Origin of the sequence: Aphanothece microscopica RSMan92 (assembly GCF_046613545.2) — a bacterium.
GTDB lineage: Bacteria > Cyanobacteriota > Cyanobacteriia > PCC-6307 > Cyanobiaceae > NIES-981.
This window is the reverse complement of record NZ_JBKKKY020000003.1, coordinates 72,418-93,889: the sequence shown is the minus strand read 5'-3', so window position 1 is coordinate 93,889 and position 21,472 is coordinate 72,418. Positions and strand designations below refer to the sequence as shown.

The window sequence follows — 21,472 nt, the reverse complement described above, 5'->3', positions numbered from 1 at the left end:
AGAAGATGGCTCCATGACTGAAACGCCCGCCACCGCCACCGCCACCCCCACCGCAGCGCCGCCGCCCTTCCCTCCCCAGGAGATCGGTGACTTCCTGCGGTTCTGTGCGGGCGAGTGGATGAGCCTGCGCAGCCAGTTCGCCCTCGACGCCGCCGCGGCGGGGGAGCAGGGGGACGAATGGCACAGCAGCGAGCGGGGGGAGCTGGTGGTGGCCTTTCTGGAGCCGCTGGAGGCCAGCCGCGATCCCGGGGGCCTGAGCGTGGGGCCGAAGGGCGGCGTGCCCCGCCAGCTTCAGTTCAGCGCTGATGGCCGCTTCTCCGCGGCCCACGGCGGCGAAGGGCACTGGGAGCTCTGGCCTGACGGCAGCCTCGAGCTGCGGATCCGCAAGGGCAGCGGCGAGGTTCGCGAGCGCATCTGGTTCACCAAGCCCAACCTGCGGCTGCGCAGCACGGTGGAACACCCGGGGGACGGCCTCCCCGCCCGGGCCAGCTTCAGTTCCGAGATTCGCCGCGTCAGCCGGCCCGCGACCGGGGCCTGAGCGCCATGCGTCTCGATGTGGTCAGCCTGGCCCCCGATGCCTTCGCGCCGCTGCTGGCGCTGGGGGTGATCGGTCGGGCCTTCGCGGCCGGAATCGCCTCGCTGCACCTGCACAACCCGCGGGACCACGCCAGCGACCGGTACCGCAAGGTCGACGACGAGCCCTACGGCGGTGGCGCCGGCATGGTGCTCAAGCCCGAGCCGGTATTCGCCGCCGTGGAGGCGATCCCCGTGCTGCCGCGGCGGCGGGTGCTGCTGATGAGCCCCCAGGGCCAGCCGCTCCGCCAGGCCGACCTGCGGCGCTGGGCCAGCAGCTGCGACCAGCTGGTGCTGCTCTGCGGCCACTACGAGGGCTTTGACGAGCGGATCCGCAGCCTGGCCGACGAAGAGGTGTCGATCGGCGATTTCGTGCTCACGGGCGGCGAGCTGCCCGCGGCGGTGATCATCAACGGCGTGGTGCGGCTGCTGCCGGGCACGGTGGGAACCGAGGCCTGCCTGGAGGACGAGAGCCATTCCAACCTGCTGCTCGAGCACCCCCACTACACCCGGCCCGCCAGTTTCCGCGGCCTCGAGGTGCCGGCGGTGCTGCGCAGCGGCGACCACGGCGCCGTGGCCCGCTGGAGAGCCGAACAGCAGCAGACGCGCACCTCGGAGCGCCGGCCGGACCTCTACGCCCGCTGGCAGGCCGCCCGAAACCCCGCGGGTCAGTCCTCGACTGAGGAGTCGAGCAGCCCATGCTGATCACGACCACACCGACGGTCGAAGGTCGGCCGATCCTCCGCTACCTCGGGGTGGTGCATGGAGAGACCATCCTGGGCGCCAACATCTTCCGCGACCTGCTCGCCAGCGTGCGGGACGTGGTGGGTGGCCGCGCCCGGGCCTACGAGGACGCCCTGCAGAAGGCACGCGATGCCGCCATGGACGAGCTCGACAGGCGGGCCCGGCTGATGGGAGCCGATGCAGTGGTGGGCCTCAGCCTCGACTACGAGGTGGTGGGGCAGGCCGGCGGCATGCTGATGGTGTGTGCCACCGGCACCGCCGTGCAGCTGACCGTCCCCCTGCCGCCGGCACCGGCGCCCCCTCAGGTCTGACCCTGCTGCAGTCCCTTCAGGGCGGCGAGCAGGGACGCCGGACTCTGGGGATCCACCATGAGCACGCTGCCGCCCTTCGCCTGGGCCAGTTGCTCCCCCATGGCCATCCACTCACTGGCCAGCAGAAGCCGCAGGGCCTCTGCGGTGGCGGGGTTGGCCTCGATGGCTTCGGCCAGACGGGTGGCGGCGGAAGCCCGGGCTTCGGCCTGCAGGGTCTGCTGGCGGGCCTCGGCCTCGGCCTGCAGGATCAGGGCCTGGGCCCGCCCCCGGGCGGCATTGAGCTCGCTCTCCTTCACCCCCTCGGAGCGCAGGATCGCCGCCCGCTTTTCGCGTTCGGCGGTCATCTGCTGCTCCATCGCCTGCTGCACCCCGGCGGAGGGCTTGATGTCGCGCATTTCCACCCGGGTCACCTTCACGCCCCAGGGATCGGTGGCCTGGTCGAGCTCCCGCAGCAGCGCCTCATTCACCTCCTGGCGGGTGGTGAAGGTCTGGTCGAGGTCGAGCTTGCCCATCTCGGCGCGGATCTGGGTGAGCACCAGGTTCACCATCGCCGCCTGCAGGTTGTCGACGGCGTAGTAGGCCCGGGCGTGCTCCAACAGTTGCCAGTAGACGACCGCATCCACCTCGATCGAGACGTTGTCGCGGGTGATGCACTGCTGGGGCGGAATGTCGAGCACCCGTTCCTTGAGCGACTCATGGCTCACCACCTTCTCCACCACCGGCAGCACGAAGGAGAGGCCCGGCTGCAGCTGGCGGTCGTACTTGCCCAGCCGCTCCACGAGTCGCGACTGACCGCCGCTGGTGACCTTGACGCTGTTGAGGCCGAGGAAGGCCATCACCACCAGCGCCGGCAGGCCGAGGACGGGTTCCATGGTGCAAAGGGTGCAGCGCGGTCCAACCCTAAGCAGCATGGATGGTGCACACCATCCACTCCGCATGGCCCTGGCCTCCGTGATCTGGCTGCTGGTGGGACTGGCGCTGCTGGGGGTCGAGTGGCTGGGCGCGGAGTTCGATGGCCTCCTGGAAGCGGGCGTGGCCGCGCTGCTGGTCTCCGTGCTCTGCGCCCTGCTGCCCTGGCCGCCCCTCGTGCAGGTGGGGGTGTTCGCCGCACTGAGCCTGGCGGGTCTGCTCGCCCTGCGCCGCTGGGAGCGTCAGAGCCGCGAACGTGCCATCCCCGCCAGCAGCCGCAGCCAGCGGGCCGAGGTGATCGGCGGCTTCGAGGGGAATGCGGAGGGGCGGGTGCGCTGGCAGGGCCAGAGCTGGGCCGCCACCAATCTCGAGGCCGGCCAGAGGCTGCCGCCCGGCACCGCGGTGACCGTGATGGGCCGCGATGGCAACCATCTGCAGGTGCTCCCCGAGCCCACGGCAGGGGGTGGTGGTGGAAACTGAGCGCAGCGGGAGGCTGGCGTCATGCAGCTGCGGATCGGCAACGGCTACGACATCCATCGCCTGGTGCCCGGGCGGCCGCTGATCCTGGGGGGACAGCGGCTCGACCACCCGGACAAGCTCGGTCTCGATGGCCACAGCGACGCCGACGTGCTGGTGCATGCCCTGATGGACGCCCTGCTGGGGGCAGTGGCCCTGGGGGACATCGGCCAGCACTTCCCCCCCGAGGAGGCCCAGTGGAAAGGGGCCGACAGCCTGGTGCTGCTGGAGCGGGTGATGGCCCTGGTGCGGGAACGGGGCTGGGAAGTGATCAACCTCGATGCCGTGGTGGTGGCGGAGCGCCCCAAACTGAAACCCCACATCACCGCGATGCAGGCCGCCATCGCCACCCGCCTGGGCCTGGCCAGCGATCAGGTGGGCATCAAGGCCACCACCAACGAACGGCTCGGCCCCGAGGGGCGGGAGGAAGGCATTGCCTGCCATGCCGTGGCCCTGCTGCAGAAGCCATGATCCGGCCAGGCCCACCACAGCCCCGGCGCCCGCGATGGACGGGGCTTCCTAGGCTGGTGGCGCTGTCGCTGGGCCTGTTGCTGCTGCTCAGCAGCCACCCTTCGGCCAGCCTGGCCGCCCCCCCCGCCAATTCCACGCCGGCCGCCATCGCCACGGTTCTGGATCGCGACACAGTGCCTGATTCCCCCTACCGCACAGAAGGCCCCGTGGTCGAAATCCTCAGGCTCAAGGTGCCCGCCCCGCTGCGGCAGGCCTGGCTGCGGGCCGAACGGGCCAGCTGGGAGCCCTGGCTGCGCCAACAACCCGGCTTCCTCGATCGCCAGGTGCTCTGGGATCCCGCCAACGAGGAGGCCACCCTGCTGATCCGCTGGGCCGACCGGGCCTCGTGGCAAGGCATTCCGGCCGAGGAGGTCCAGAGGATCCAGCAGGCGTTCGAGAGCCTCGCCCGGGAACACACGGGCACGGCGCGGGGCAACCCGTTCCCGCTGGTGTTCGAAGGCGAACTGGTGCCCCAATGACAGCCCGCCCACCCACGGCTGCCCTGATGGGTCGAGCTGACCGCGAGCCCCCCGGACCGTGAGCCCAACGGACTATGTGCTCGGCTGCGATCCCGAGGAGGTGCAACGGCTGGGGCGCCAGCACGCCATCTGGCGGGAGGATTGCCAGGAAGGCTGGCGGCGGGGAGGGTTCGCCAGCGGGCAGCACCTGCTCGACCTGGGGTGCGGCCCAGGGTTCGCCAGTCTCGAGCTGGCCGACCTGGTCGGCAGCCACGGCAGGGTGCTGGGCGTTGATGCGTCGGAGTCCTTCATCAGCCATCTGCAGGCCCAGGCCCGCCAGCAGGGACTCTCCCAGCTGGACAGCCTGCGGCTCGATCTGGCCCAGCCCACCCCGGACCGGTGGCGTCAGGCCATTCCCAGCGGAGCATGGGATGGGATCTGGTGCCGCTGGCTGGCGATGTTCCTGCCCCGGCTCGATCCCCTGCTCGACCTGATCGCCCGGGCCCTGCGCCCCGGCGGACGGCTGGTGCTGCAGGAGTACGTGCGGTGGGACACCTTTTCCCTGCACCCCCAGGGCGCCGAGCTGGCCCGCTTCGTGGCCCGCTGCATCGCCCACTGGCGCAGCCACGGCGGGGACCCGGACGTGGCCTCCCGCCTGCCGGCCCTGCTGGAGCGGCGGGGCCTGCGACTGCGCCAGTGCCGCAGCCTGATCGCCTGTGGCACCGGCCACGACCCGAAGGCCCGCTGGTTGCACGACTTTCTGGACACCTACCCCTCCCGGCTGATCGCCGCAGGGGTCTGGAGTCCGGCGGAGCAGGAGGCCCTGGAGGCCGAACGCCGCCGCTCGACTCACCAGGCCAGCCTGTGGATGACGCCCGGCCTGATCGAAATGGTGTGGGAGCAGCCATGACCACGGCGGAACACCGGCTGGATCTGCAGCGCCGCCGCAGGCTGGGGATGGTCGAGGCCGTCTGGGGGGAGAACAAGAGCCCGGAACAGATCGCCGCCATCGCTGTGGGGCTGCAGGAGGCAGGCGAGGTGCTGCTGGCCACCCGGATCTCCGCCGAGAAGGCCGAGGCCGTGATCGCCCTGCTGGGCACGCCGGGGGTGCAGCACCATCCCGAGGCCCGCTGCCTCACCAGCCCCGAGCTGCCGGCGGCCATCCCGGAGCGGGGACGGGTGGGGATCGTGGCCGGGGGGACCAGTGATCTGGCGGTGGCCCGGGAAGCCCAGCTGTCCCTCGCCTGCCACGGCATCGCCTCGGAGCTGGTGCTGGATGTGGGCGTGGCCGGACTGCACCGCTTGCTCGACCAACTCGAGGGGTTGCGCCAGGCCGACGTGCTGATCGCCTGTGCCGGCATGGAAGGCGCCCTGCCCACGGTGCTGGCGGGCCTGCTGCCCCAACCGGTGATCGGTGTGCCGGTGTCGGTGGGCTATGGCGTCAGTGCCGGCGGCCTGGCCGCGCTGAACGGCATGCTGGCCAGCTGCGCCCCAGGCCTGACCGTGGTCAACGTGGACAACGGCTACGGGGCTGCGATGGCTTCGCTGCGCATTCTCTCGGGGCGCAGCCTGGGGGCCCCGCTGGCCCCGGGAGCCTTGGGATCCAGCTCCAGCACAGCCTCGAGCCAGAGCTGAAGCGGCCGGGCGAGAACGCCCTGCTCATAGCGCTCGATCGCCTGCAGCAGAACAGCGGCATTGACCCACTGGATCGGCCGGGATCCCATGGTGCTCGAGGCGATTGAGCCGCAGTGTGCTGGGCTTCCCGGGAGGGTGCAAGGCCCTCCCGGATACCGTTCGGATGCACCCCTCCAGATCGGTGAAGCCGCTAGATCGGGGACCCCAGCTGAAACCGGGCCCCCGGGTGGCGTCAGAGATGCTGCAGCTGGGGGTAGGCCGTCAGCAGCTCTTCCATGCTGAACACCTCGCCGACCCCGTCGGGCTGCCAGATCACCTCGATCGCCAGCAGATCGGAGGCCGGCACGCCCCCGAGCGCCTGGAGCGAAGACCGCAGCTGCTCCGCCGTACCGGCCCCCTTCAGGGCCAGCCTCTGGCGCGTGGCGACCAGCAGGGTCACCGCGATGAAGTCGCTGCTGGCGTCACTGTCACCGGCCGCCTCCGGGGCCGCCGTGAGGCGCTGACCGGCCACGTTGGTGGTGAGCTCGCGGTCGAGCTTGCTGCGCTCGGCCATCGAGAGGCGGTTGAAGGTGGCCTCGGCGCTGGCGAAGGGGACCTGCCCCACCTCGGCATTGGCGTAGACCCAGAGATCGGGATGGCGCAGCAGGGCCAAGGTGGTCTCCTGGAGGACGGTCTGAAGACCGATGCTGCTGGAGGTGTCCGCACGGCCGGCCAGCCCCCGCAGATCGCTCTGGAGGTCCCTGGCGGAAGCCAGAAGACCCACCTGAACCTGGCTGATCGTCACGGGACCATCGGGCCTGCTGACGTAACCACCGCCATCAGGCAGCGCCGGACTGCCGCCCGAGCCCCGTACGGCATTGGCGATCAGGCCCACCACGGCCATCAGGATCAGGAAGCCGAACAGACCGCCGCCGCCGAAGCCGAAGATCGGAATCAGGAAGGGGAAGCCGATGCCACCACCGCCGTAGCCACCTCCATAACCGCCACCGCGATAGCCACCGCCGCCGTAGCTGCGGGGCATCGAGGGGGCCGAGCGGAAGCTGCCGCCACCGATCCGCCCGCCACTGGCGGCCATGGAGGGATCGGGCGCCAGGAGCAGCAGGCTGAACACCAGGGCCGGAAGGGCCAGCCAGCTCAGGGTGCGGCGCAGCAGCAGGGGCGCCGGCCGGCAGGGCGTGGAGCGAGGCTGGAGATCTGACCGGAGACCTGATGCGTGCGGATCCGGCAGGACGGGGGGGTTGGGGCGTTGAAGGGGCGGCAAAAGCGCCGGTGCAAGTGAAAAAAATCTAGGAGCCACCTCCCACGATGGTGACGACCTCGAGCACATCGGATTCCACCACCGTCTGCTCAGCCCAGTGCTGGCGGGGCAGGATCGCGCCGTTGTATTCCACCACCACCAGCTGGGGGCGATAGCCGAGCTGCTCCAGCACCTGCTCGAGCCGCAGGCCCCGGCCACAGCGGCGCGGCTCACCGTTCAGCTGGATCGCGATCCCGGCCGTCCCGTCCGCTGCCCGGCTGCCGGCGTCCTTGTCGGGGTGGGGATCAGGGCTGTCCACGGATGACCAGCACGGCAGGGATCCGTCAGGGTTGCATGCGGAGCGTCAGCCGGAGCGTCAGCTCGAGCGCCCGAGGGCCTGGAGCAGAGCGCGGCTGGCCCCCTGCGGATCCACCGCCGCGGTGATCGCCCGCACCACCGCCACCCGGGCGGCTCCGGCGGCGAGCAGCTCCGGAACCTCCTCCATCCCGATCCCCCCGATCGCAAAGAAGGGGATCGGGCACTCGGCCGCCGCCGCCCGCACATAGTCCAGGCCCACGGGGGAGCGGCCTGGCTTGGTCGGCGTGGCCCGCACGGGGCCGACCCCGACGTAGTCACAGCCGTCCCGCACCGCCTGGCGGAGCTGGTCGAGGCCATGGGTGCTCCGGCCGATCAGGCGCTCCGGACCCAGCAGCCGCCGGGCCAGGGCAGGGGGCAGGTCCCCCTGGCCCAGGTGCACCCCGTCGGCCTCCACGGCCAGGGCCAGATCCACCCGGTCATTGACGATGAACAGGGCCCCATGGCGCGCACACAGCGCACGCAGGGCCCGGGCCTGCCGCAGCCGCTCCTGGTCATCGATGGGCTGGCCCGCCGCGCCGGGGCTTCCCTCCTTGGCCCGGTACTGGACCAGCCGCACCCCGCCGGCGATGGCGGCGCCCACGACTCGCTCCAGATCGGGGATCGGACTGGTCACCAGATAGAGGTGACACTGCGCCAGGGCCAGGCGCCGGCTCTCGGCCTCTCCCCCTGCCCTCAGCAGCTCCACCTCCAGGTCATAGAGCTCGTAGCGGATCGCCGCGGCCTCCGCGGCCAGCGCGGGGTCCGGGGCCCGGGCGAACTCCTCAATCACCCGCAGGGCCTCCTGCACCCGGGCCGCGTTGGCGGCCACGACCTGCGGGGGGTCGCGGCGCTCGGCCTGGGCGGGATGGGTCATCCCCGCCCCCGGATCGGTGGCGGTGTGGCGGGCAAACTTGTAGGGGGCCCCGTGCAGCCGGCCCAGCCGCTGGCGCATGTCCTTGGTGCGGGCGACCAGATCGGCCCGCCCGAGGCCGAAGCGCGCCCAGTCCTCCAGCACCCGCAGGCCCTCCCGGGCCCGGTCCAGATTGGCGTCGAGCAACCGCTGCACGGCCGCTTCGGCCTGCGGGCTTGGCGGTGGAACCTCGGGAGCAACCATGGGCGTGGCCAGGTCTGGAAGAGCGGAGCGCAGCCTGTCTAGACCGAAGCCTGTCTAGGCCGAAACCTGTCTAGGTTGGGGCCGTATCCGTGGGCCGGCCGGCCCGACCCGAGGGGAGATGGAGCAGGGAGGAGCCGACAGCCCGATGCTGGTGCTGGTCTCAGGAATTCTGCTGCTGGGCGGGATCGCCGCCTTCATGGGCTGGGGTCTCACCCATGCCTACCCGGCCGGCTAGGACCCGTGCCTGCTCGGCATCCAGGCCGATCTGACGGCTGAGGGCCTCCAGGCCCGCAAACCGTTGCTGCCCGCGCAGCAGGGCCAGGGGTTCCACCCGCAGCCGTCTTCCCGTCAGCTCCACCACCCGGTCCAGCAGGTGCACTTCGACCGCGGAGGGGGCCCCCGGATCGACGGTGGGCTGGAGGCCGAGGTTCATCACGGCCGGCAACCAGTCGCCCACCCCATCGAGCTGGGCCCGGGCCGCGTAGACGCCCTCCAGGGGCAGGAACTTGCGCCCATCCACCTGGAGGTTGGCGGTGGGCCACCCCAGCTGCCGTCCCAGGCCACGGCCCGCCACCACCTCACCGCTGAAGCGGTAGGGGCGCTCCAGCAGCCGCTGGGCCTCGCCCAGATCCCCGGCGGCCAGGGCCCGCCGGATGCGGCTGCTGCTGAGCCGCTCCCCCCCGTCGGACAGCATGGGCAGCACCTCCACCCGGATGCCCCGCACCGCGCCGAGCGCCTGGAGGGTGGCGGTGTCGCCGCGGCGATCCACCCCGAAGCGGAAGTTGGTGCCCACGGCGATCACCCGGGCATCCAGCTGGCCGACCAGCACCTGATCGACGAAGGTCTCCGGATCGAGGGCAGCCAGCGGGCGGTCGAACGGCACGAGCACCAGCTGGCGGATGCCCAGCGGCTCGAGCAGCTCGAGCTTCTCGGAGGGGAGATCCAGCCGCAGCCGGGTCTCCCCATGCAGCACCTCCCGCGGGTGGGGCCAGAAACTCACCACCGTGGGCACCAGACTGGCGGGCCGCTGATCGCCGGTCACAGCCGCGATCACCCGCCGATGGCCCCGGTGGAGACCGTCGAAACTGCCGAGGGCGATGGCCGTGGGGCGCCGGGCCTCCTGGGGTGTTCGCAGCGGAATCAACGCGACAGATCCCAACGCCGGTGCAGGCCTGGCCGATCTTCCCATGGCACCTTTGGGGCAACCCTCACGGTGCCGCGATGGCTGACCGCCTCGATCTGCAGCTCGTCTCGGCGGCCCTGCGACGCATGGGCTGGGTGCGCTTCTGGACCCAGCTCGTGCTCGGCGTGGTGGTGGTGGGCGTGCTCGTCTTCAACAACATCGGTGGGCGGCTGGCCGCCAATTCCTCCCGGGCCCTCGGGCTGGGACCAGGGATTTCCCTCACCACCCTGGCCTTCCTGCTGCTGCTGTGGTGCATCTGGCAGAGCTGGCTGGTGGTGCGCTGCGGCAGGGCCCTGGCCGGCCCCGTGCGCCCCAGCCGGGGGGAAACGGCCCGTCTGATCAAACGGGGCCTGCTCGGGGACCTGCTCGGCCTCACCCTCGCCGCCGTGGGTTACCAGGCCATGGCGGGGAGCCTGTTCGTGCAGGCCTCCCAGCAGGTGCCCGGCTTCTTCGGAGCGCAGATCCAGCAGGCGCCGGGGGTCGGTGGCCGCCTGGTGGGACTGCCGATCACCTCGATCGAGATGTTTTCGGTGCTGGGCAACACCCAGGTGCTCTTCGCCCACCTGATCGGTCTGGCGATCAGCCTGTGGCTGCTGCAGCGGATCTACAGGACCGGCTGAGACAGTTCCAGTCGCGGCAGATCGCTGGCCGCCCCACGCCAGAACAGCTCCGGCTGCAGCGGGGTGAGCGAGACCCCACCGCCATGGACGTGGGCGACGTCGATGGGCCAGCCCGCCGGACCGGCCACCTCCGCCTCGAGGTCGTTGGCCACCTCACCGGCCAGCCAGTAGTAGGCGCGGCCGCGGGGATCGACCCGCCGGTCGAACTGGTCGGTGTAGCGGCGCACGGCGGTGCGGCACCAGCGCAGGGCGCCGATGCTCTCGGCGGGCAGGGGAGGCACGTTGAGGTTCAGCAGCATGCCGCTGGGCCAGCCGGCCGCCAGCATCTGCTCCGCCACGTCCAGGGCGATCCCGGCCGCCGGGACGAACTGGCGCCACTGGAAGTCCGCACTGCTCACCGCCAGGGAGGGCAGCCCCTCGATCGTGCCCTCCATCGCAGCGCTCACCGTGCCCGAATAGAGCACGTCGGTCCCGAGATTCGGACCGTGGTTGATGCCGGAGAGCACCAGATCGGGCCACTCCTCGAGCAGGGAGAACAGGGCCAGCTTGACGCAGTCGCTGGGGGTGCCGCTGCAGGCCCAGGCCGTGACGCCGTCATCGAAGAGCTCATCGGCCCGCTCCGCCCGGATCGGCGTCTGGAGGGTGAGCCCATGGCCGGTGGCGGAGCGCTCCTGATCCGGACACACCACGCTCACCTGATGGCCCCGGGCGACGGCAGCGTTGGCCAGGGTGCGGATGCCGCCGGCGAAGACCCCGTCGTCGTTGCTGATCAGGATCTTCAGGGAGGCCATCGGTGGAGTTCGCGCTGCTCCGTACAGTCTCCCCCTAGCCACCCGAGCCTGCGACCGCCGTGACCGCCACCGTGTCCCTGCAGCAGCTCAACGACCAGCTCGAGCAGCTGGAGGCCCAGGCCTCGGCCGAGATCGCTGCGGCGACCACCGCACCGGAACTCGAGGACCTGCGGGTTCGGCTGCTCGGCAAGAAGGGCCGCCTCTCCACCGTGCTGGGGGCGATGGGCAAGCTGAGCGGCCCGGAGCGCCCCCTGATCGGCCAGCGGGCCAACCAGCTCAAGGATCAGCTGCAGAGCCTCCTGGCCGAGCGGCTGGCCGCCGTGAAGGCCGCGGCCATGGCGGAGCGGATCGCCGCCGAAAGTCTCGATGTCACCGCCCCGTGCAGCTACGTGCCGCCGGGCCACCGCCATCCGCTGCTCAGCACGATCGAGGAGATCGTGGACATCTTCTCCGGCCTCGGCTACGGGGTCTCGGAAGGGCCTGAGATCGAATCGGACTACTACAACTTCACCGCCCTCAACATCCCGGAGCACCACCCGGCCCGGGACATGCAGGACACCTTTTATCTGGCCGACGGTCGCCTGCTGCGCACCCACACCTCCCCGGTGCAGATCCGCTACCTGGAGAACAACCCTCCACCGGTGCGGGTGATCGCCCCGGGGCGGGTCTACCGGCGTGACGCTGTGGATGCCACCCATTCACCGGTGTTTCACCAGGTGGAGGTGCTGGCGATCGACGAGGGGCTCGATTTCAGCCACCTGCGCGGCACCGTGACCACCTTCCTGCAGCGCTTCTTCGGCGACCTGCCGGTGCGCTTCCGCGCCAGCTACTTCCCCTTCACCGAACCCAGTGCCGAGGTGGACGTGCAGTGGCGGGGCCGCTGGCTGGAGGTGATGGGCTGCGGCATGGTCGACCCGGCCGTGCTCCATGGCATGGGCCTCGATCCCGAGCGCTGGAGCGGCTTCGCCGCCGGCCTGGGGGTGGAACGCTTCTGCATGGTCCGCCATGGCATCGACGACATCCGCCGGCTCTACACCAGCGACCTGCGCTTCCTCGAACAGTTCTGAGCTGACCCACCCCAGCCCGCGCCACCTTCCGGCGCAACCACCGGACCCCCATAAACTCGAGCAGCCCCCCGCCACCCGATCGGTGCCCCGCGTCGGACTGATCGTGAATGACGGCAAGGATCTGGCCCTGGCGACGGCGGATTCGATCGAAGCCCGCCTGGTGGCGAGCGGGCGCGAAGTGGTGCGGGTGAGCAGTTCCGGCGGCATGGTGGGGTTCGCCAACCCGGACCAGCACCTGCGCGCCAGGGGTTACGCCGCCTGCGTACCGGCCAGCTTCAGCGAGGAGATGGAGCTGGCGATCGTGCTCGGGGGCGACGGCACGGTGCTCTCGGCCGCGCGGCAGACCGCCCCGATCGGGGTTCCGATCCTCACGGTGAACACCGGGCACCTGGGGTTCCTGGCCGAGGCGTACCTCCATCAGCTCGACCAGGTGCTGGCCCGGGTGCTGGCGGGGGAGTGGACCGTGGAGGAACGCACCCTGCTGGTGGTGAGCGTGATGCGCAGCGAGCAGCGACGCTGGGAAGTGCTGTGTCTCAACGAGATGGCGCTGCACCGCGAACCGCTCACCTCGATGTGCCACTTCGAGATCGCCATCGGTCGCCACGCTCCGGTGGACATCGCCGCTGACGGGGTGATCCTCTCGACCCCCACCGGTTCGACGGCCTACGCCCTCTCGGCCGGCGGACCGGTGATCACGCCCGACTGCCCGGTGCTCCAGCTCACACCGATCGCCCCCCACTCCCTGGCCTCCCGGGCGCTGGTGTTCAACGATCGCGAACCGGTGACGGTGTTCCCCGCCACACCGGAGCGGCTGATGATGGTCGTCGACGGCAGTGCGGGCTGTTACATCTGGCCGGAGGACCGGGTGCTGATCCGTCGCAGCGAGCACCCCGTGCGGTTCGTGCGCCTCAACGACCACGAGTTCTTCCAGGTGCTGCGCAACAAGCTGGGCTGGGGGCTGCCCCATGTGGCCAAACCCGGCAACGGTCTCGAAGGCGGAGCGGGACCGCAGCCATGACCCGGCGGAGAGCCCATGAACCCTGACCGGGTATGGCTGCTGGGACCGGAGGCCGAGGCACTCGCCGACAGGCTGAAGGCCTCCGGCTATGCCCTCTGCGCCAGCGCTGCGGAGCAGCCTGAGCTGGTGGTGCTCTCGGCCTGCCAGGCCGGCCGGATCGCCGCCTTGCGGCGCGTACTCGGCGCGGTGCCCCTGCTGCTCGACGTGCGCGACGACACCGTGGAGGCCCGATCCCACTGCCTCAGCGCCGGTGCCGATGACTTCTGGCTCTCCAGCCTCGGTCCCAGCGACCTGCTGATGCGGCTGCGGCTGCAGCTGCGCATCAGCCGCAGCGTGCCGCTGCCGACCCAGCTGCTGACGATCGCGGATCTGATGGTGAATCCCACCACCCGCCAGGTGAAGCGTGGCCAGCGGACCGTGGCGCTCACCGCCCGGGAATACCAGCTGCTGCTGTTGCTGCTGGAGCGCAGGGGCACGGTGGTGAGCCGAGACCAGATCCTGCGCCAGGTGTGGGACGACCGCCAGGCCACGAACAGCAACGTGATCGAGGTCTACGTGCGCTATCTGCGCCAGAAGCTGGAGGAGGGGGGGGAGCGGCGCCTGATCCACACGGTGCGGGGCCAGGGGTACTGCCTGAGCGAACGGCTTCCCCAGCAGGAGGACCGCTGATGCGCGCTCCCACCACGCCCCGGCGGCCCCGGACCGTTCTGGGCCTGGCTCTGGGCCTCGGCCTGGGGACGGCCCTGGCCCTCAGCCCCGCCGGCCCGGGGCCCCGGGCCTCCGCCCAGGCCCAGCAGCCTCCCCAGTTCCTGGCGATCGAAGCCCGCTGGTGCCTGGAGCCCAACCGCTGCATCGCCCTCGAGGTGGCCGCCACTCCCCGCCAACAGGCCCTGGGCCTGCAGCTGCGTCCACCGCTGCCGCCGCTGCGGGGCATGTGGTTTCCCTATGCCCAGCCGACACCGACCCGCTTCTGGATGCACCGCACCCCCGAACCGCTGGACATGCTGTTCGTGGCCGGGGGCCGGGTGATCGCGATCGAGGCGGCAGCCCAGCCCTGCCCCCATCTTCCCTGCCGCAGCTATGGCCCCGACGAGCCGGTGGATGGGGTGATCGAGCTGGCCGCCGGCCAGGCGACGGCCCAGGGCATCACCCTGGGCACTCCGGTGCGGATCGAACGGTTGCCGGGAGCCGTCCCGTGAGCACCAGCACCGGGTTCATCGGAGCCAGTCGCGTGCCATCGGCCAGCGGCGCGCCCCGCCAGCTCTGAAGCTGCGCCACCGTCACCGCCAGACCGGCCTGCTCCAGCACGGGCCTCAGCTCCGCCAGGGCTTCCAGGGTGGCCAGGGGAATCACCACCATCCCCCCGGGGCGCAACCGGGGCAGGAGGGCCTGCAGGATGGCCGCCCGCTCCCGCCCGCCGCCGCCGAGCAGCACCCGATCCGGATCCGGCAGCTCCGCCAGCACGGCCGGCACCCGCCCCTCCAGCACGCCCTGGGGCTCCACCCCCAACCGCCCGGCGTTGGCCCGGATCAGGCCGGCGGAACCGCCCCGTGCCTCCACGGCCCACAGCTGCAGAGCGGGCCGCAGCCGCAGGGCCTCCAGGCCGATCGAGCCCACGCCGGCCCCGACGTCCCAGAGCACCCCGCTGGCGGGGAGGTCGAGATCCGCCAGCACCTGGATCCGCACCTCCCGCTTGGTCATCAGGCCGGGACGATCGGGATGCTGCAGGAAGAGCCCATCCGGCAGCCCGAACAGCGGCAGGGAGTCCGGCGGTGGGGACGGGGGGGGCTCGGCCAGCAGCACCACCAGGTGGAGGGGATCGAGGTCGGCCGGCAGGGGTTCGGCCGCGTCCAGCCGCACCACCCGCTCCTGGGGATGGCCGAGGCGCTCACAGAGCCAGAGGGCATAGCAGCCGGCAAGTCCGGAGGCGCCCAGCACCCGCCGCACCTCCTCGACCCCGCCGCGGCCGGGGTCGGTGAGCACGGCCAGGGCGGTGGGCCGCCGCTGCAGCGCCGCCGCCAGGGGGGCCGGATCCCGACCGTGCAGGCTGATCCAGCTGGCGTCCTGCCAGGGCTGGGCGAGCCGCGCGAAGGCCAGTTGCAGGGAGCTGGGGGCGGGGTGGAAGCGCAGCGCCTCGGCCCCCAGCGCCTGCACCAGCAGGCGCCCGATACCGAACCAGAGGGGATCGCCGCTCGCCAGCACCACCGCCGGCTCAGCCGCGGCCAGCGCCTGCTGCAGCCGCGGCATCAGCGCGGCGGGGCTGTCGCTGGCCAGGCACTCCGCCTGGGGGAAGGCAGCGCGCACGGCATCGAGCAGGCGCCGGGGGGCGGCCAGCAGCCGGGCCTGCTCGAGCAGGGCCCGCTGGAGCGGGCCCAGGCCGGCCGGTCCGGCGGCATCGCAGCCCACCACATCGATCCAGCCGGTGGTTCTGGCCAGCGCCGTGCCTGTCACTGGAGCCATGATGCTGAGCTGCGCCCCCCGCCGCCGCCGTGAGCGATCGCCGCCAGCGCCTCCATGAACTCGTGCTCGCCCTGATCCGGCAGCAGGACGGCCTGGAACTGCTCGACGCCGACGGGGTCGTGGGTGGCGCCGCCGGCGGGCGCGACCCGGCCAGCTGGCTGGATCGCAACCGCCGGCTCGTGGAGCACTACCAGGCCCTGGTGCGCACCGCCGTCACCCTGGACGCCCTAATCGATCAGGAAAGCGCCGACCATCTCTGACAAGCTGGCCCCCACTTCCCACCGCTCCATGGCGCGCCTCGGCCTTTCCGCCCTCAAGACCCTGCTGCAGGGGCGAGGCTCCGATCGCCAGGGCCCTCCCCCCCCGGCCAGCTGGTCCCGCCCCTTCGGCCTGGGCTGGGAGGAGCCCTACACGGTGCGCTACGCCAGCAACCTCGATGACGGGCCGAACCACGGCATGCCCCTGGGCGGATTCGGGGCCGGCTGCGTCGGCCGTGCGCCGGACGGCAGCTTCAACCTGTGGCATCTCGATGGCGGGGAACACTGGTTCGGCACCCTGCCCGACTGCCAGTTCGCCCTGTTCGAACGCGGTGCCAGCGGCAGCCGCGCCCATGCCCTGGCCGTTCAGCCTGAGCGCGACGCCTCCCGACCGGAAGCCGGCCAGCCCCTGGGCGCCTGGAGCTGGTACCCGGCCAGCACACCCGAGCGGAGCAGCGGCACCTATGCCGCGCGCTACCCGCTGAGCTGGACGACCTACACGGGGGTCTTCGAAGCCCAGGTCGGCTGCGAGGCCTTCAGTCCGATCCTGCCGGGCGACTATCTGCGCAGCAGCTACCCGGTGGCGGTGTTCCGCTGGAGGCTCACCAACCCCGGGCGCGAGCCGCTCGACCTCTCCCTGCTGCTGAGCTGGCGCAACACGACGGGCTGGTTCACCAACACCGATCCGGCCGCGGCGGTGCACTTCCGCGACGACGGCAGCCCCGAGCACAACTACCTGCCGGCGATCGGCCGCACCGAAGGCCAGCGCAACCGCTGGGTGGATGCGGGCCGGCTCAAAGGGGTCCTGCTCGACGGCCAGCGCTCCGAGCCCCTGGCCGAGGGCCAGGGGCAGTGGTGCATCGCCACCGATGCAGGGCTGGAGGAGCGCCACCCCGGCCTGCGCATCCATCGCTGCAGCCGCTGGAACCCCGCCGGTGACGGGGCCGAACTGTGGGAGCCGTTCGCCCGCGACGGCTCGATCCCCGACAGCAACAACGACCGCCACAGCGGCAACGACGACCCCGCCAGCGCCGCCCTGGCCGTGCAGCTGCAGCTGCAGCCCGGCGAGTCGATCGAGATCCCAGTGGTGATCAGCTGGGACCTGCCGGTGACGGCCTTCGCGACCGGCAGCCGGACCCTGCGCCGCTACACCGACCGGTTCGGGAGCGATGGCGGCCAGGCCGCCGCCATCGCGGCGGAGGCCCTCAGCGACTGGCCGGACTGGCTCGAGCAGGTCGAGGCCTGGCAGCAGCCCGTGCTGGAGCGCACGGACCTCCCCGAACCGCTGCGGATGGCCCTGTTCAACGAGCTCTACGACCTGGCCTCCGGCGGCACCCTCTGGACCGCGGCCTCGCCGGAGGATCCGTTGGGGCGCTTCGGAGTGCTGGAGTGCCTCGATTACGCCTGGTACGAGAGCCTCGATGTGCGGCTCTACGGCTCCTTCGCCCTGCTGCAGCTCTGGCCCGAGCTCGACAAGGCGGTGCTGCGCAGCTTCGCCCGGGCCATTCCCGCCGCCGACCCCACCCCGCGGCCGATCGGCTGGTACTTCACCCAGGGCCGGGGCCGGGTGGAGGCGCCCCGCAAGGTGGCCGGGGCCACCCCCCACGACCTGGGCGCCCCCAACGAGCGCCCCTGGGATGCCACCAACTACACCGCCTACCAGGACTGCAACCTCTGGAAGGACCTGGCCAGCGACTTCGTGCTGCAGGTGTGGCGCACCTTCCGGCTCGCCCCCACCGGCGAGGACCTGCGCTTCCTGGCCGACTGCTGGCCGGCCGCAGTCACGGCCCTCCGGTACCTCAAGACCTTCGATGCCAACGCTGACGGCCTGCCCGACAACGGCGGCGCCCCCGACCAGACCTTCGACGACTGGCCGCTGCAGGGGGTGAGCGCCTACTGCGGCGCCCTCTGGATCGCCGCCCTGGAGGCGGCCCTGGCCATGGCCCAGCAGCTCCAGCTCGCCATGGGGCTGGACACCTCGGCCGAGCAGCGGGAATTCGGCACCTGGCTGGAGCAGTCGCGCGGCAACTTCGACCGGCTGCTCTGGAATGGCGAGTTCTACAGGATCGATGCCGAGAGCGGCACACCGGTGGTGATGGCCGACCAGCTCTGCGGCGATTTCTATGCCCGGCTGCTCGGCCTGCCCGCCGTGGTCGCCGAGGAGCGCGCCCGCAGTGCCCTGCAGGCGGTGAAGGAGGCCTGCTTCGAGGGCTTCCAGGGGGGACGCCTGGGCGTGGCGAACGGCCTGCGCCGCGACGGCACCCCCCTCGATCCCGACGGCACCCATCCCCTGGAGGTCTGGACCGGGATCAACTTCGGCCTGGCGGCCTACTACCGCCTGATGGGCGAGCGCGACACCGCCCTGGCGATCACCGGAGCCGTGGTGCGGCAGGTGTACGACGGTGGCCTGCAGTTCCGCACCCCGGAAGCGATCACGGCGGTGAACACCTTCCGGGCCTGTCACTACCTGCGGGCCATGGCGATCTGGGCCCTCTGGGCCACCCACACCGGCTGGCAGCCGATCCCGGGGGCCGACCGGGAGGCCCTGGCGTGATGGGCCCTCCCACCACCACCCCCTGGCTGGAGCGGCTGGCCCTGGGCGTGGTGGTGGCCCTGCTGATCGGCCTGATCACGGCCCCGCCGGCCCTGGCCCAGCTGCACAGCCATCCGGATGAGAACGGCACGCCGGTGGTGCGCAGCCTGGAGAGCCTCCGCGACCTCGACTATCAGAGCTGGCAGCTGGTCGCCTACCGCGAGGGGCGTGCCGGAGGCCCCCTGCGGCTGCGGGTGGTGGGCTACCCCGGCAAGGTGCGGCTGGACCACCCCACGGCGCTGATCGTGCGCAGCGGCCGCAGCCGCTGGGAGCTCCCCGACCTCACCCTGGCCAATCCCCGTCTGGCGGCCGATGGCCGAGCCGCGGCCGCCGAGTTCGACCTCTCCCCCCTGCTGGCCGAGCTACGGCAGGACCGTCCGCTGCGGCTGCAGCTGCCGGGGGTCTTCGTGGAGCTGCCCGTGCCGCCCTTCGTGGTCGCCGAGTGGCGCAGCCTGCCGAGCGCTCCGGCATGAGCGCGCCTCCCGGCAGGCTCACCGGCGGGGTCAGCGGCGGGGCCACGGCCCTCTGGCGCCCCTGGATGGAACGGGCCCTGCAGCTGGCGGCGCTGGGCTGCGGCCGCACCAGCCCCAACCCGCTGGTGGGCTGTGTGGTGCTGGATGCGGAGGGCCGGCTCGTGGGCGAAGGCTTCCACGCCAGGGCCGGTACCGCCCATGCGGAGGTGGGGGCCCTGGCCCAGGCCGGCCAGCGGGCCCGGGGGGGGACCGCGGTGGTGACCCTGGAGCCCTGCTGCCACCACGGCCGGACCCCACCCTGCACCGAGGCCCTCATCGACGCGGGCATCAGCCGGGTGGTGGTGGCGATGGGCGACCCGAACCCCCTGGTGGGCGGGGGGGGCCTCGCGCGGCTGCGGCAGGCCGGTCTGGAGGTGATCGAGGGCGTCGCCACGGCTGAGGCCCAGGAGCTCAACCGGGCCTTTGTGCACCGGATTCGCCACGGCCGACCGCTGGGGATCCTCAAATGGGCGATGGGGGCCGATGGACGCACCGCCCTCGGGAACGGCGCCAGCCAGTGGATCAGCGGCCAGCAGGCCCGGGACTGGGTGCATGGCCTGCGGGCCAGCTGCGATGCGGTGATCGTCGGCGGTGGGACCCTCCGTGCGGACGATCCCCTGCTCACCTCCCGCGGCCGGCGGGATCCCGAACCGCTGCGGGTGGTGCTCAGCCGCAGCCTCGACCTTCCCGCCGATGCCAGGCTCTGGCAGAGCGCCACCGCCCCCACGCTGGTGGCCCATGGCTTCGGCGCGCCGGCCCGGCGCCGCTTCCAGCTGGATCAGCGCGGCGTGGAGCGGCTGGTGCTCGAGACCTGCGAACCCCTGGCGCTGCTGGAGCGGCTCGCGGCGCGGGGCTGCAACCAGGTGCTGTGGGAATGCGGCCCCGACCTGGCCGCCGCGGCCCTCGCCCAGGGATGCGTGCAGCAGGTGGCCGCCGTGATCGCGCCGAAACTGATGGGCGGCACCCCGGCCCGCACCCCCCTGGGGGATCTCGGCTTCACCAGCATGGAGCAGGTGCCCGCCTGGCAGGCAACCCCGCCCCGCGGCCTCGGGCCAGACCTGCTCTGGCAGCTGAAGGCACCCCAGAACTGAGCGGGAGCCCGACCGCTTGCCAGCCCCACGCTCAGACCAGCTCCGGGTGCGCCGGATCGCCCTTGAACGGACCCTGGTGCCAGGGCAGGATCCAGCCGCCATAGAAGCCCCCGGGCTGGGGCACCACCGCCACGCCATCCACCCAGCAGCCGTCCATCAGGCCCGGATAGAGCGAGAACCAGCCGGCCAGGGGGGCATAGGCGGGGCTGGGGTGGGGATAGCTCCAGAGTGCCCGGCGCAGCCGGCGCTCCTCGCCACCACCGGGCGCCACCACCACATCCCAGTAGCTGGCGACACCCTTCCACTCGCAGTAGGAATGGCCGGCGGCGGGGCTGAGCAGCTCCTGGCGCAGGGCGTCCGGAGGCAGGTAGACCGTGGGGGGATGGAAGGTTTCCTTCACCCAGAGGGAGCGGTCGGAGAGGGCCAGCAGCTGCCCGAGTGCTTCGACGCGCACGGGCCGATCGAAAGCCACCAGGGCGGGAGGACGGGGGTAGTCGGCCACGCGCTCCAGGGGGTGCCGGGCTGGCCCGGGGGCGTCCTGGCGGCCTGGCACTGGATCGACCATGGGATGCCCGCGGCCCCTCAGGCGTTGATGAAGTGGCGCAGCCGCCTGGCCTCCTGTCCGGCCCGACGCTGCAGCTCCGCGTCGCTGAGCCGGGATTCCTGGCGCTGCTGGGCGGCGATCACATCGGCCTCCTCGACGGCATAGCCGGCGCCCCGGGCGAGGTCGAGGAAGTCCACCAGTTCCAGCGGTTCAGCCAGCCTGGCGGCCAGGGGTTGACGCTGGCGGGCCTCAGCCAGAAAGGCATCCAGTTGCTCGAGGCTCACCAGCGCAGCTCCATCTGCTTCTGGTCTAACGGTTGGTCTGACGGTGGCGGGGGCGCGGCCGGCGGCTTCGACACGGGCTCGACCAGCCAGCCCTGGTCATCCCACGGCTGCAGGAGTGGCTCCAGGGCCCGCAGTGCCGGGCCATCGCAGGGCGAGAGCCAGGGATCCTCCAACCCATCCGGGATCAGCACGGGCATGCGGTCATGGAGCGGGGCGATCAACCGGTTGGCGGCGGTGGTGAGCACGCAGCAGGTGTCGAGCTCCGTGCCGTCGGCGCCGATCCACCGCTCCCACAGCCCCGCCAGCCAGAACGGAGCCCCATCACAGCGGCGGATGTGGTGCCCCTTCTCATAGAAGGCATCGGCGGGGATCAGGCAGCGGTGATGGCGCCACGGTCCCCGGAAACTGGCCTTCTGCGCCACGGTCTCGGCGCGGGCGTTGATCGGTCGGGCGTGGCCGGCAGGGTCCTTGACCCAGGCGGGCAGCAGCCCCCAGAGGGCCAGATCGGCGTGGCTGCGGCCGTGCTCCCGGCGCAGCAGAAGCACCGGCTCGCCCGGGCGGATCAGGGGCCGGGGGGCGTAATGCTGGAGCAGTCCTGCGGGCAGGGGCCCGTCCAGGCGGGGCAGCAGGCGATCGAGCGGACTGGTGAGGGAATAGCGGCCGCACATGGGCCCAGTCTGCCGGTGAG

Annotated in this window: 27 protein-coding genes; 17 read left to right on the top strand and 10 right to left on the bottom strand. The window is 72.0% G+C overall.

All coding sequences use genetic code 11. From position 1 onward, the window contains the following. Positions 1–13 precede the first annotated feature (13 nt). The 3 genes from ACLD7X_RS01810 to ACLD7X_RS01800 are packed head-to-tail and all read left to right on the top strand — an operon-like array spanning position 14 to position 1,628. Complete coding sequence (locus tag ACLD7X_RS01810; RefSeq protein WP_411421733.1) at positions 14–538, top strand: phycobiliprotein lyase; 525 nt, start codon at positions 14–16, stop codon at positions 536–538. A 5-nt stretch (positions 539–543) separates the two neighbouring features. After that, positions 544–1,278, top strand: a complete 735-nt coding sequence (gene trmD / locus ACLD7X_RS01805; protein ID WP_411421732.1) for a tRNA (guanosine(37)-N1)-methyltransferase TrmD — start codon at positions 544–546, stop codon at positions 1,276–1,278. Continuing rightward, positions 1,272–1,628: a heavy metal-binding domain-containing protein gene (locus tag ACLD7X_RS01800; protein WP_411421731.1), complete on the top strand. Its 357-nt coding sequence runs from the start codon at positions 1,272–1,274 to the stop codon at positions 1,626–1,628. Before trmD ends, ACLD7X_RS01800 begins: the two co-directional genes overlap by 7 nt. Here the strand turns inward: ACLD7X_RS01800 and ACLD7X_RS01795 are convergent. Then, positions 1,619–2,500, bottom strand: a complete 882-nt coding sequence (locus tag ACLD7X_RS01795) for an SPFH domain-containing protein (protein ID WP_411421730.1) — start codon at positions 2,498–2,500, stop codon at positions 1,619–1,621. The genes ACLD7X_RS01800 and ACLD7X_RS01795 overlap by 10 nt on opposite strands. Positions 2,501–2,564: 64 nt before the next feature. Here ACLD7X_RS01795 and ACLD7X_RS01790 point away from each other — a divergent pair, with 64 nt between their 5' ends. From ACLD7X_RS01790 to larB, 5 genes are read left to right on the top strand one after another with little or no spacing between them, the layout of a single operon-like run. Further along, positions 2,565–3,017, top strand: coding sequence for an NfeD family protein (locus ACLD7X_RS01790; RefSeq protein WP_411421729.1), 453 nt, complete (start codon positions 2,565–2,567; stop codon positions 3,015–3,017). A gap of 21 nt (positions 3,018–3,038) precedes the next feature. Beyond that, entirely contained in the window at positions 3,039–3,524 is a 486-nt protein-coding gene (ispF, locus tag ACLD7X_RS01785) for a 2-C-methyl-D-erythritol 2,4-cyclodiphosphate synthase (protein ID WP_411421728.1), read from the top strand. 56 nt (positions 3,525–3,580) lie between these two features. Then, the gene (locus ACLD7X_RS01780) at positions 3,581–4,042 is read left to right on the top strand and encodes a TIGR03792 family protein (RefSeq protein WP_411421727.1); all 462 of its coding nucleotides are present in this window, start codon (positions 3,581–3,583) and stop codon (positions 4,040–4,042) included. Positions 4,043–4,100: 58 nt separating this feature from the next. After that, positions 4,101–4,931, top strand: coding sequence for an SAM-dependent methyltransferase (locus tag ACLD7X_RS01775; protein ID WP_411421726.1), 831 nt, complete (start codon positions 4,101–4,103; stop codon positions 4,929–4,931). Further along, complete coding sequence (gene larB / locus ACLD7X_RS01770) at positions 4,916–5,656, top strand: nickel pincer cofactor biosynthesis protein LarB (RefSeq protein ID WP_425625042.1); 741 nt, start codon at positions 4,916–4,918, stop codon at positions 5,654–5,656. Before ACLD7X_RS01775 ends, larB begins: the two co-directional genes overlap by 16 nt. Positions 5,657–5,888: 232 nt before the next feature. Here larB and ACLD7X_RS01765 read toward each other — a convergent pair whose 3' ends face one another. The 4 genes from ACLD7X_RS01765 to ACLD7X_RS01750 all read right to left on the bottom strand — a co-directional run bounded on the left by ACLD7X_RS01765 (position 5,889) and on the right by ACLD7X_RS01750 (position 9,508). Further along, entirely contained in the window at positions 5,889–6,917 is a 1,029-nt protein-coding gene (locus ACLD7X_RS01765; RefSeq protein WP_411421724.1) for a DUF1517 domain-containing protein, read from the bottom strand. 25 nt (positions 6,918–6,942) lie between these two features. Then, positions 6,943–7,146, bottom strand: a complete 204-nt coding sequence (gene thiS, locus ACLD7X_RS01760) for a sulfur carrier protein ThiS (protein ID WP_411421747.1) — start codon at positions 7,144–7,146, stop codon at positions 6,943–6,945. Positions 7,147–7,269: 123 nt separating this feature from the next. Next, on the bottom strand, positions 7,270–8,364 hold the full coding sequence (locus ACLD7X_RS01755; RefSeq protein ID WP_411421723.1) for a thiamine phosphate synthase: 1,095 nt from the start codon (positions 8,362–8,364) through the stop codon (positions 7,270–7,272). Between the two features lie 160 nt (positions 8,365–8,524). After that, complete coding sequence (locus ACLD7X_RS01750; RefSeq protein WP_411421722.1) at positions 8,525–9,508, bottom strand: bifunctional riboflavin kinase/FAD synthetase; 984 nt, start codon at positions 9,506–9,508, stop codon at positions 8,525–8,527. A 77-nt stretch (positions 9,509–9,585) separates the two neighbouring features. Here ACLD7X_RS01750 and ACLD7X_RS01745 point away from each other — a divergent pair, with 77 nt between their 5' ends. Then, positions 9,586–10,167, top strand: coding sequence for a DUF3611 family protein (locus ACLD7X_RS01745; protein ID WP_411421721.1), 582 nt, complete (start codon positions 9,586–9,588; stop codon positions 10,165–10,167). Here the strand turns inward: ACLD7X_RS01745 and surE are convergent. Then, positions 10,152–10,958, bottom strand: a complete 807-nt coding sequence (gene surE, locus ACLD7X_RS01740; RefSeq protein ID WP_411421746.1) for a 5'/3'-nucleotidase SurE — start codon at positions 10,956–10,958, stop codon at positions 10,152–10,154. The two genes, ACLD7X_RS01745 and surE, sit on opposite strands and share 16 nt — an antisense overlap. 59 nt (positions 10,959–11,017) lie before the next feature. Here surE and pheS point away from each other — a divergent pair, with 59 nt between their 5' ends. The 4 genes from pheS to ACLD7X_RS01720 all read left to right on the top strand — a co-directional run bounded on the left by pheS (position 11,018) and on the right by ACLD7X_RS01720 (position 14,242). Then, the gene (gene pheS, locus ACLD7X_RS01735; RefSeq protein WP_411421720.1) at positions 11,018–12,025 is read left to right on the top strand and encodes a phenylalanine--tRNA ligase subunit alpha; all 1,008 of its coding nucleotides are present in this window, start codon (positions 11,018–11,020) and stop codon (positions 12,023–12,025) included. 82 nt (positions 12,026–12,107) lie between these two features. Then, positions 12,108–13,043 (top strand): NAD(+) kinase, encoded by a 936-nt coding sequence (locus ACLD7X_RS01730; RefSeq protein WP_411421719.1) that lies wholly within the window; start codon positions 12,108–12,110, stop codon positions 13,041–13,043. Between the two features lie 15 nt (positions 13,044–13,058). Further along, positions 13,059–13,712 carry a winged helix-turn-helix transcriptional regulator gene (locus ACLD7X_RS01725; protein ID WP_411421718.1) on the top strand — a complete coding sequence of 218 codons (654 nt, stop codon included), beginning with the start codon at positions 13,059–13,061 and terminating at the stop codon, positions 13,710–13,712. Next, entirely contained in the window at positions 13,712–14,242 is a 531-nt protein-coding gene (locus tag ACLD7X_RS01720) for a DUF192 domain-containing protein (RefSeq protein WP_411421717.1), read from the top strand. The genes ACLD7X_RS01725 and ACLD7X_RS01720 overlap by 1 nt, the downstream gene beginning before the upstream one ends. Here the strand turns inward: ACLD7X_RS01720 and cbiE are convergent. Next, positions 14,190–15,503 carry a precorrin-6y C5,15-methyltransferase (decarboxylating) subunit CbiE gene (cbiE, locus tag ACLD7X_RS01715; RefSeq protein ID WP_411421716.1) on the bottom strand — a complete coding sequence of 438 codons (1,314 nt, stop codon included), beginning with the start codon at positions 15,501–15,503 and terminating at the stop codon, positions 14,190–14,192. The genes ACLD7X_RS01720 and cbiE overlap by 53 nt on opposite strands. Positions 15,504–15,532: 29 nt before the next feature. Here cbiE and ACLD7X_RS01710 point away from each other — a divergent pair, with 29 nt between their 5' ends. From ACLD7X_RS01710 to ribD, 4 genes are read left to right on the top strand one after another with little or no spacing between them, the layout of a single operon-like run. Further along, the gene (locus tag ACLD7X_RS01710) at positions 15,533–15,763 is read left to right on the top strand and encodes a hypothetical protein (RefSeq protein WP_411421715.1); all 231 of its coding nucleotides are present in this window, start codon (positions 15,533–15,535) and stop codon (positions 15,761–15,763) included. 28 nt (positions 15,764–15,791) lie between these two features. Beyond that, positions 15,792–18,314, top strand: coding sequence for a GH116 family glycosyl hydrolase (locus tag ACLD7X_RS01705; RefSeq protein ID WP_411421714.1), 2,523 nt, complete (start codon positions 15,792–15,794; stop codon positions 18,312–18,314). Next, positions 18,314–18,826, top strand: a complete 513-nt coding sequence (locus ACLD7X_RS01700) for a DUF3122 domain-containing protein (protein ID WP_411421713.1) — start codon at positions 18,314–18,316, stop codon at positions 18,824–18,826. The genes ACLD7X_RS01705 and ACLD7X_RS01700 overlap by 1 nt, the downstream gene beginning before the upstream one ends. Continuing rightward, complete coding sequence (gene ribD / locus ACLD7X_RS01695; protein ID WP_411421712.1) at positions 18,823–19,956, top strand: bifunctional diaminohydroxyphosphoribosylaminopyrimidine deaminase/5-amino-6-(5-phosphoribosylamino)uracil reductase RibD; 1,134 nt, start codon at positions 18,823–18,825, stop codon at positions 19,954–19,956. Before ACLD7X_RS01700 ends, ribD begins: the two co-directional genes overlap by 4 nt. Positions 19,957–19,987: 31 nt before the next feature. Here the strand turns inward: ribD and ACLD7X_RS01690 are convergent, their stop codons facing one another. Genes ACLD7X_RS01690 through ACLD7X_RS01680 form a run of 3 tightly spaced genes read right to left on the bottom strand, consistent with a single transcriptional unit; the run spans position 19,988 to position 21,452 of the window. Further along, positions 19,988–20,521 carry a DUF427 domain-containing protein gene (locus ACLD7X_RS01690; protein WP_411421711.1) on the bottom strand — a complete coding sequence of 178 codons (534 nt, stop codon included), beginning with the start codon at positions 20,519–20,521 and terminating at the stop codon, positions 19,988–19,990. 17 nt (positions 20,522–20,538) lie between these two features. Beyond that, the gene (locus tag ACLD7X_RS01685; RefSeq protein ID WP_411421710.1) at positions 20,539–20,784 is read right to left on the bottom strand and encodes a Nif11-like leader peptide family RiPP precursor; all 246 of its coding nucleotides are present in this window, start codon (positions 20,782–20,784) and stop codon (positions 20,539–20,541) included. Continuing rightward, positions 20,781–21,452: an SOS response-associated peptidase gene (locus tag ACLD7X_RS01680; RefSeq protein ID WP_411421709.1), complete on the bottom strand. Its 672-nt coding sequence runs from the start codon at positions 21,450–21,452 to the stop codon at positions 20,781–20,783. The genes ACLD7X_RS01685 and ACLD7X_RS01680 overlap by 4 nt, the downstream gene beginning before the upstream one ends. Positions 21,453–21,472 lie beyond the last annotated feature (20 nt).